Raw genomic sequence first — 8094 nt, 5'->3', positions numbered from 1 at the left:
TTTTTTAGGATGTCTCGCTCTTCGGTCACTCGCTTGAGTTCAGCACGCAGACGACGCAGTTCGGCCTGCTGATCGTTCTCTTGCTGCCGCTTTTCCTGGGGCTTGCTGTAGCGCTTGATCCAGGCATACAGGCTGTGCACCGACATACCTAACCGCGCTGCCACTTCGGCTACAGGAAGGCCACGCTCGGTCACTTGCTTGACCGCTTCGATTTTGAATTCTTCGGGGTAACGCTGGTTGCTCATGGCACCTCCTAGTGGGCCTCATTATGAGGCTTGGAGGTGTCTACGAAACTAGGGGCGATTCAGGCCTTGCGGGCTTACCACCAGCGGTTCTACCAGACGGGGCAGATCACCCTGAGCCTCGCCGGGCCCCAATCGCTGGCAGAACTGGAGCAGCTGGCGCGCCGCCACGCCGCGCTTTTCGCCCAGGGGAACCGCCTGCCACGCAGCGCCCCTGCGCTTCTGCTCGACGGCCCGCTGCGCCTGGGCGAGGCGCGCGAGCCCCATTGCGACCTGCTGTTTGCCCACGAGGCCCTGCCGGCTGGTGCCCGGCAGGCGCTGGACCTGCTGCTCGATTACCTGCGTGACGGCCGACCGGGCGGCTGGCTGGCCGAGCTGCGCCGGCGCGGCTGGCTGCAGGCCAGCTCGGCGCAGCCGCTGTATGCCCACGCCGGCCAGTTGCTCTGGCACATCGAGCTGCAATTGACCGACACGGCCTGCACGAGCCAGATACAGACGCTGCTGCATGGCTGGCTGGGCTTTATCCGCCAGCAGGACCGCCAGCACCTCAACGCCGGCTTCGGCCGCCTGCAAGGACGCCGTGAACTGGCCGCCAGCGCCTTGGAACTGGCCCGCCGCGACAGCGCCGGGCAACCGTTCCGAGAGCTCGACCGCCACGGCCTGGAGGCCTTGGGCGCCCTGCTCGATGACCTGCCACGGTGCGATCAGGGCGACTGGCGACTGCCCGCGGAGGAGCCCCTGCTGGCAGCGCCGCCCGCACAACGTGCGCCGCTGCCGGCCAGCCTGCTGATCGACCACAGCCTGCCAGCCTCCCGGCAGTTCGCCGCCATTTATCTGCGCTGGCGTATCGACTCGGCCCTGCGCCGGCGCTTCCAGGTGATTGTCGAGCGCGCCCTGGGCACTCTGCGCGAACGTGCAGAACAGGCTGCGCTGCACCTGGCGTTCACCGCCAGTGGCGCATATTGGCAGTTGCAGATCACCGGCCACCCCGACGCCGTGATCCACGCCACCGGCGAAGCCCTCGAGCATCTGCGTGGCCCCGCCCGCGAACACTGGCACGGGGCCAGTTGCGAAACGCCTGCGCCCATGCCGATCCGCGCCCTGCTGATGGCACTGCCGGAAGCCCTGCACGCCGACGCAGGCACGCCCGAACCTGCCTGCATTCTCGACCAGGCGCTGCTCGATGGGCTCTGGCGGCACGCCCGCTGGCACGGCCTGGCGCTGGGTTTCGACGCTACCCGGTACGGTGCGCTCGGGGCTTCGCTGCGCGGCATCATGGGCCAGGCGGACTCCCTGCGGGCACCGAGCAGCCAGGCCGGTCGCCGCTGGCGACAGGTGGGCACAGCAGGCAGCGAAGCCGCGCTGCTGCTGTTCTGCCCGCTGCCCGCGCGGCTGGAGGCTACCGGCCGCTTGCTCGCTCAGCTGTTGCAAGGGCCGGTCTACCAGCGCCTGCGGGTCGAGCTGCAGCTCGGCTATGCCGTGTTCAGCGGCTTTCGCCAGGTCGCGGGATACGCCGGGCTGCTGTTCGGCGTGCAATCGCCACACAGCAGCCACGCCGAGCTCCTCGCCCAGCTGCTGGCCCTGCTCGGCGAGGGGGTGCACCTCGATCCGCAGGCGCGTCAGCAACTGGCCGGGCAGTTCGACGAACCGGCCATGAGCAATGCCGAGGTGGCCGACTGGGCCTGGCAGACCCGGCTGGCCGGCGAGGAGCCGGCACTGCCCCGGCTGCGTGGTGCCATCCTCGACGTCGAACAACAACACCTGGACGGGCTGCTGCGCCAGGTGCTCGACGCCCGGCACGGCTGGCTGTGCCTGGCCAACCAGGCCGCAGCGCCCGACCGCTGGCAGTGGGCGCAGGCCTCCTGAACGGCAACTGCCTCGACCATACCCGTCTGCAAGATCCTGCAACCTTCCTCAGGTGGAACCTCCCGGGGCGGATGACGCCCAATAAGGAGCCGGCGCCCGCCAACCCGATCCGCAAGGAACAAGGCCAGGCGACGCCAGCCTGCATGCCCTGACCTGTGTCTCGGCACCCAACCGGAAGGAGCAACGCCATGTGGACCAAGCCTGCTTACACTGACCTGCGCATCGGTTTCGAAGTCACCATGTACTTCGCCAACCGCTGAACGACCCAGTGATGCGACGCCCCGGCATGCCGGGGCGTCATCGTTTACAGGACAGGGAGAGACCATGTACATCCAGATTCTCGGTTCTGCGGCCGGCGGCGGCTTTCCCCAGTGGAACTGCAACTGCGCCAACTGCAAGGGCTACCGCGACGGCACCTTGCGCGCCACCGCACGCACCCAGTCGTCGATCGCACTGTCCGATGACGGCGAGCACTGGGTGCTGTGCAACGCCTCGCCAGACATTCGCGCGCAACTCCAGGCCTTCGCGCCGATGCAACCGGCCCGTGCGCTGCGCGACACCGGCATCGATGCCATCGTCCTGCTCGACAGCCAGATCGACCACACCACCGGCCTGCTCAGCCTGCGCGAGGGCTGCCCGCACCCGGTCTGGTGCACCGACATGGTTCACCAGGACCTGACCACCGGCTTCCCCCTGTTCACCATGCTCGAGCACTGGAACGGCGGGCTGGCGTGGAAGCGTATCGCCCTCGAGGGCAGCTTCGTCATCCCCGCCTGCCCGAGCCTGAGGTTCACCCCGTTGCCCTTGCGCAGCGCGGCGCCGCCCTATTCGCCGCACCGCTTCGATCCGCACCCGGGCGACAACCTCGGCCTGCTGGTCGAGGACACCCGCAGCGGCGGCACCCTGTTCTACGCACCCGGCCTTGGCCAGGTCGACGAAAAGCTGCTGCGAACGATGCACGCCGCCGACTGCCTGCTGGTCGACGGCACCCTGTGGGAGGACGACGAGATGCAGCGCCGCGGCGTCGGCACCCGCACCGGCCGCGAGATGGGCCACCTGGCGCAGAACGGGGCGGGCGGCATGCTCGAGGTACTGGACGGCTTCCCGCGCCAGCGCAAGGTGCTCATCCACATCAACAACACCAACCCGATTCTCGACGAGGATTCGCCGGAACGGGCCGAGGTTCGGCGCCGGGGTGTGGAAGTCGCCTACGACGGCATGAGCATCGAGCTGTAAGGAGGCCACCGTGAGCGACGCAACGCCGATGTCCCCTGCCGAATTCGAGCAGGCCCTGCGCGCCAAGGGCGCCTACTACCACATCCATCACCCCTACCATGTGGCGATGTACGAGGGGCGCGCCAGCCGCGAGCAGATCCAGGGCTGGGTCGCCAACCGCTTCTACTACCAGGTCAACATCCCGCTCAAGGACGCCGCGATCCTGGCCAACTGCCCGGACCGCGCGGTGCGCCGCGAGTGGATCCAGCGCCTGCTCGACCACGACGGCGCCCCTGGCGAGGACGGCGGCATCGAGGCCTGGCTGCGCCTGGGCCAGGCCGTGGGCCTCGACCCGCAGCAGTTGCGCTCCCAGGAGCTGGTGCTGCCCGGCGTGCGCTTCGCCGTGGACGCCTATGTCAACTTCGCCCGCCGGGCCAGCTGGCAGGAAGCGGCCAGCAGTTCGCTGACCGAGCTGTTCGCCCCGCAGATCCACCAGTCGCGCCTGGACAGCTGGCCGCAGCACTATCCCTGGATCGACCCGGCCGGCTACGCGTACTTCCGCACTCGCCTCGGCCAGGCCCGCCGCGACGTCGAGCACGGCCTGGCGATCACCCTGCAGCACTACACCACCCGCGCCGGGCAGGCGCGCATGCTGGAAATCCTGCAATTCAAGCTGGATATCCTGTGGAGCATGCTCGATGCCATGAGCATGGCCTATGAACTGAACCGCCCGCCCTATCACAGCGTCACCGGCGAACGGGTCTGGCACCGGGGAGTCGCCCCATGAGTTTCGACCGCACCCGCGCGCCCCGCTGGCGTCCCGGCTACCGCTTCCAGTACGAGCCGGCGCAGAAGGGCCATGTGCTGCTCTATCCCGAGGGCATGATCAAGCTCAACGAGAGCGCCGCGCTGATCGGCGGGCTGATCGATGGCCAGCGCGACGTCGCGGCGATCGTCGACGAATTGGTGCAGCGCTTCCCCGGGGTGCCCGAGGTCGCCGAGGACATCGAGCAGTTCATGGAGGTAGCCCGTGCCGAACACTGGATCGAGTTCGCCTGAGTTGCCGCCGGCCCCCGCGGTCGGCCTGCCACTGTGGCTGCTGGCGGAGCTGACCTACCGCTGCCCGTTGCAATGCCCCTATTGCTCCAACCCCCTGGACTTCGCCGCCCAGGGCCAGGAGCTGAGCACCGCGCAGTGGTTCCGGGTGATGGCCGAGGCCCGCGAGATGGGCGCCGCGCAACTGGGCTTCTCCGGGGGCGAGCCGCTGGTGCGTCAGGATCTCGCCGAGTTGATCGGCGAAGCCCGGCGCCTGGGCTACTACACCAACCTGATCACCTCCGGCATCGGCCTGACCGAAGCGCGTATCGCCGCGTTCAAGCAAGCCGGCCTGGACCATATCCAGATCAGCTTCCAGGCCAGCGACGAGCAGGTCAACAACCTGCTGGCCGGCTCGAAAAAGGCCTTCGCCCAGAAGCTGGAAATGGCCCGGGCGGTGAAAGCCCACGGCTACCCGATGGTGCTGAACTTCGTCACCCACCGCCATAACATCGACCGGATCGACCGCATCATCGAGCTGTGCCTCGCCCTCGAAGCCGACTTCGTGGAACTGGCCACCTGCCAGTTCTACGGCTGGGCCCAGCTGAACCGCGCCGGCCTGCTGCCCACCCGCGAGCAGTTGCAGCGCGCCGAACGCATCACCAACGAGTATCGCCAACGGCTGCAGGCCGAGGGCAACCCCTGCAAGCTGATCTTCGTCACCCCGGACTACTACGAGGAGCGGCCCAAGGCCTGCATGAACGGCTGGGGCAGTATTTTCCTGACCGTCACCCCGGACGGCACCGCCCTGCCCTGCCACGGCGCACGCCAGTTGCCCATCGCCTTTCCCAACGTGCGCGAGCACAGCCTGCAGCACATCTGGTACGACTCGTTCGGCTTCAACCGTTTTCGCGGCTACGACTGGATGCCCGAGCCGTGCCGCTCCTGCGACGAGAAGGAGAAGGACTTCGGCGGCTGCCGCTGCCAGGCCTTCATGCTCACCGGCGACGCCAGCAATGCCGACCCGGTGTGCAGCAAGTCCGACCGTCACGGGGTGATCCTGGCGGCGCGCGAAGAAGCCGAACACGCCACCCAATCCATCACCGAGCTGGCCTTCCGCAATGACCGAAACTCACGCCTCATCGCCAAGGGTTGAGCCCCTCTGCGCCGCCGAAGCGGTGGCCGCCGCCATCGACTTCGCCGAGCTGCGCGTCGGCCCCGCCGGGCTGGTGTGGAACGAATTCCGTCCCGAGGACGGCAGTTGCCGGCTCTGGCTCTGGCGCGAGCACGCCGCCCGCTGCCTGACGCCGGACGGTTTCAGCGCCCGCAGCCGGGTTTACGAGTACGGCGGCGGCTCGTTCTGCCTGGGCCGCGACAGCCTGGTATTCGTCAACGACGCCGACCAGCAGCTCTACATGCAACCCCTGGCTGGCGGCGCGCCTCAGGCGCTGACCCATGGCCAGCACCGCTACGGCGACCTGCTGCATAGCGGCGAGCAGGTGCTGGCAGTCGAAGAAAGCCACGCCGCCGGGCAGGTCGAGCACCGCCTGGTGGCCATCACGCTGCGCGACGGCAGCCGCGCCGTGCTCGCCGAAGGGGCCGACTTCTACGCTTCGCCGGTACTCAGCGGGGATGGCCGGCAACTGGCCTGGATCCAGTGGCAGCGCCCGGCTCAGCCCTGGACCGCCACACGCCTGTACCGCGCCTGCTTGCAGGGTGACGGCACCTGGGGCGAGGCGCGCTGCGTGGCAGGCGACGTCGGCGAGGAACAGGCGCTGCAGCAGCCCGGTTTCGATGCCCAGGGGCGCCTGTACTGCCTGTCAGACCGCAACGGCTTCTGGCAACCCTGGGGCGAGACCGAGCAGGGCTGGCAGGCGCTGCCCGCCCGCGCCGCCGACCATGCCGGCGCGCCCTGGCAACTCGGCGCCTGCAGCTGGAAACCCCTGGGCCCCCAGGCGTACCTGGCCAGCTGGTTCGAAGACGGCTACAGCCGCCTGGGCATCCGCCAGGCCGATGGCAGCCTGCGCCACTACGCCAGCGCCTACAACCGCTTCCGCAGCCTGGCCCTGGACCGCGACCACCTCTACGTCATCGCCGCCAGCGCGCTGGCACCGTCTGCGGTATTGGCGATCCGCCGTGACGACGGCCAGGTCAGGGTGTTCGCTGGCGGGCGCTCACCGCTGCCGCCCGAGCGGATCAGCCAGCCGCAGCCGCTGCACTATGCCAGCGGCGACGGCCAGGCCCACGGCTTCTTCTACCCGCCGCAGGACAGCGAAGGCCTGCCGCCGCTGCTGGTGTTCGTCCACGGCGGCCCGACCTCGGCCTGCCATCCGGTGTTCGACCCGCGCATCCAGTACTGGACCCAGCGCGGCTTCGCCGTCGCCGACCTCAACTACCGGGGCAGCACCGGCTACGGCAGGCATTATCGCCAGGCATTGCACCTGAGCTGGGGCGTGGTGGACGTCGAGGATGCCTGCGCGGTGGTCGGGCACCTGGCCGAGCGTGGCCTGATCGACCCGGCCAGGGCCTTCGTCCGCGGCGGCAGCGCCGGCGGCTATACCACCCTCTGTGCCCTGGCCCGCGGCGGGGTGTTCCGTGGCGGGGCCAGCCTGTACGGGGTCAGCGACCCGCTGGCCCTGGCCCGCGTCACCCACAAGCTCGAGGGCGACTACCTGGACTGGCTGATCGGCGACCCGCAGCGCGACGCCGAACGCTATCGCCAGCGAACGCCGCTGCGCCACGCCGACCGCATCACGGTGCCGGTGATCTTCTTCCAGGGCGAACTGGACACCGTGGTGGTTCCCGAGCAGACCCGCGCCATGCTCGCCGCCCTCACCGCCAACGGCATCGAGGCCGAAGCGCATTTCTATGCGGGGGAGCGGCACGGCTTGCGCCAGGCGGAAAACCTGGCCCACGCCCTGGAGGCGGAGTGGCGCTTCTACCGCCGCGTGCTGGAGCAGCAGGGGCAGTAACCAGCCTGCGCGCCAGATTCCAGGACTTCGCGGCATGGACGAACTCATGGATGGCGCAAGGACAACGGAAAGCAAAGAGGCCCATCGCGTGATGGGCCTCCTTGTTTCAACCGCAACCCTGCCTATTGCCAGTTGGCGGCGATCACCACATCCAGTTGCACCCGCTGATCAGGCGTCAGACTCGACTCCCCACCTGCCGGCGCGCCAAAAGCCGCCATGGCGTCGACCAGGTTCTGTACCCGACTTTCAGTCAGAGCAAGTCCATTCGCGGCCTGCAGCGTCTCGACGCGGTATGCGCTACCGGAATACCAGTTGCTGACCGTAACGCGATCCTCCGTCCCCTGCACCAAGATATCCAGGTTGTTACCGTTGCGCTGGAACCAAAGCTGCTCGGGCGAGAGGTCGGAGCCGAACTGCAGCACATCCACCGCCCCACTGTAGGTGCTCGTCTCAACGATGGTGTCGTGACCATCGCCCGAGTTGAACAGGTAGGTATCCCCATAGTAGCTGCCATGCAGGGTGTCGTTACCTGTGCCACCAACGAACAGGTTGTTGCGGGCAGTCGCCGCTACCTTGAGCACGTCGTCGCCAGCACCACCGTACAACTGGTTCGTGCCGGTGCCGCCATCGAGGGTGTCGTTGCCCTCGCCGCCGTACATCACGTCACTGCCACTCCAGCCAAACAGCGTATCGGCGCCCGTGCCCCCTAGACTGACCACACCGCCCTCGATCTGCGCCTGATCCCAGGTGCTGCCATCGGCAAA

Annotated in this window: 9 protein-coding genes; 7 read left to right on the top strand and 2 right to left on the bottom strand. The window is 68.3% G+C overall.

Annotated features, from left to right (window positions below):
• Positions 1–245 (bottom strand): transposase (locus tag BLR94_RS26815; RefSeq protein WP_139207531.1); only part of this gene is annotated, 245 nt, incomplete at its 3' end.
• A 36-nt stretch (positions 246–281) separates the two neighbouring features.
• Between BLR94_RS26815 and BLR94_RS26810 the strand changes: the two genes are divergently transcribed.
• The 7 genes from BLR94_RS26810 (at position 282) to BLR94_RS26780 (ending at position 7330) form a co-directional block, all read left to right on the top strand.
• On the top strand, positions 282–2108 hold the full coding sequence (locus BLR94_RS26810) for an insulinase family protein (protein ID WP_139207530.1): 1827 nt from the start codon (positions 282–284) through the stop codon (positions 2106–2108).
• Between the two features lie 188 nt (positions 2109–2296).
• Positions 2297–2368: a pyrroloquinoline quinone precursor peptide PqqA gene (gene pqqA / locus BLR94_RS26805; protein WP_003243383.1), complete on the top strand. Its 72-nt coding sequence runs from the start codon at positions 2297–2299 to the stop codon at positions 2366–2368.
• Between the two features lie 64 nt (positions 2369–2432).
• Positions 2433–3344, top strand: coding sequence for a pyrroloquinoline quinone biosynthesis protein PqqB (pqqB, locus tag BLR94_RS26800; RefSeq protein ID WP_084308982.1), 912 nt, complete (start codon positions 2433–2435; stop codon positions 3342–3344).
• 10 nt (positions 3345–3354) lie between these two features.
• Positions 3355–4110, top strand: a complete 756-nt coding sequence (pqqC, locus tag BLR94_RS26795; RefSeq protein WP_084308983.1) for a pyrroloquinoline-quinone synthase PqqC — start codon at positions 3355–3357, stop codon at positions 4108–4110.
• Entirely contained in the window at positions 4107–4382 is a 276-nt protein-coding gene (gene pqqD, locus BLR94_RS26790) for a pyrroloquinoline quinone biosynthesis peptide chaperone PqqD (protein WP_084308984.1), read from the top strand. The genes pqqC and pqqD overlap by 4 nt, the downstream gene beginning before the upstream one ends.
• The gene (gene pqqE / locus BLR94_RS26785; RefSeq protein ID WP_084308985.1) at positions 4354–5514 is read left to right on the top strand and encodes a pyrroloquinoline quinone biosynthesis protein PqqE; all 1161 of its coding nucleotides are present in this window, start codon (positions 4354–4356) and stop codon (positions 5512–5514) included. Before pqqD ends, pqqE begins: the two co-directional genes overlap by 29 nt.
• Positions 5480–7330: a S9 family peptidase gene (locus BLR94_RS26780; protein WP_084308986.1), complete on the top strand. Its 1851-nt coding sequence runs from the start codon at positions 5480–5482 to the stop codon at positions 7328–7330. The genes pqqE and BLR94_RS26780 overlap by 35 nt, the downstream gene beginning before the upstream one ends.
• Before the next feature lie 122 nt (positions 7331–7452).
• Here the strand turns inward: BLR94_RS26780 and BLR94_RS26775 are convergent.
• The coding region (locus BLR94_RS26775) for a calcium-binding protein (RefSeq protein ID WP_208601376.1) at positions 7453–8094 on the bottom strand (642 nt) is incomplete at its 5' end.

Source organism: Phytopseudomonas flavescens (assembly GCF_900100535.1).
Taxonomy (GTDB): domain Bacteria; phylum Pseudomonadota; class Gammaproteobacteria; order Pseudomonadales; family Pseudomonadaceae; genus Aquipseudomonas; species Aquipseudomonas flavescens.
This window is presented reverse-complemented; position numbering and strand designations above follow the sequence as displayed.

Coding starts and splice junctions, on each gene's coding strand:
- pqqB (WP_084308982.1), top strand. CDS start 2,433: ATGTACATCCAGATTCTCGGTTCTGCGGCCGGCGGCGGCTTTCCCCAG.
- pqqD (WP_084308984.1), top strand. CDS start 4,107: ATGAGTTTCGACCGCACCCGCGCGCCCCGCTGGCGTCCCGGCTACCGC.
- BLR94_RS26780 (WP_084308986.1), top strand. CDS start 5,480: ATGACCGAAACTCACGCCTCATCGCCAAGGGTTGAGCCCCTCTGCGCC.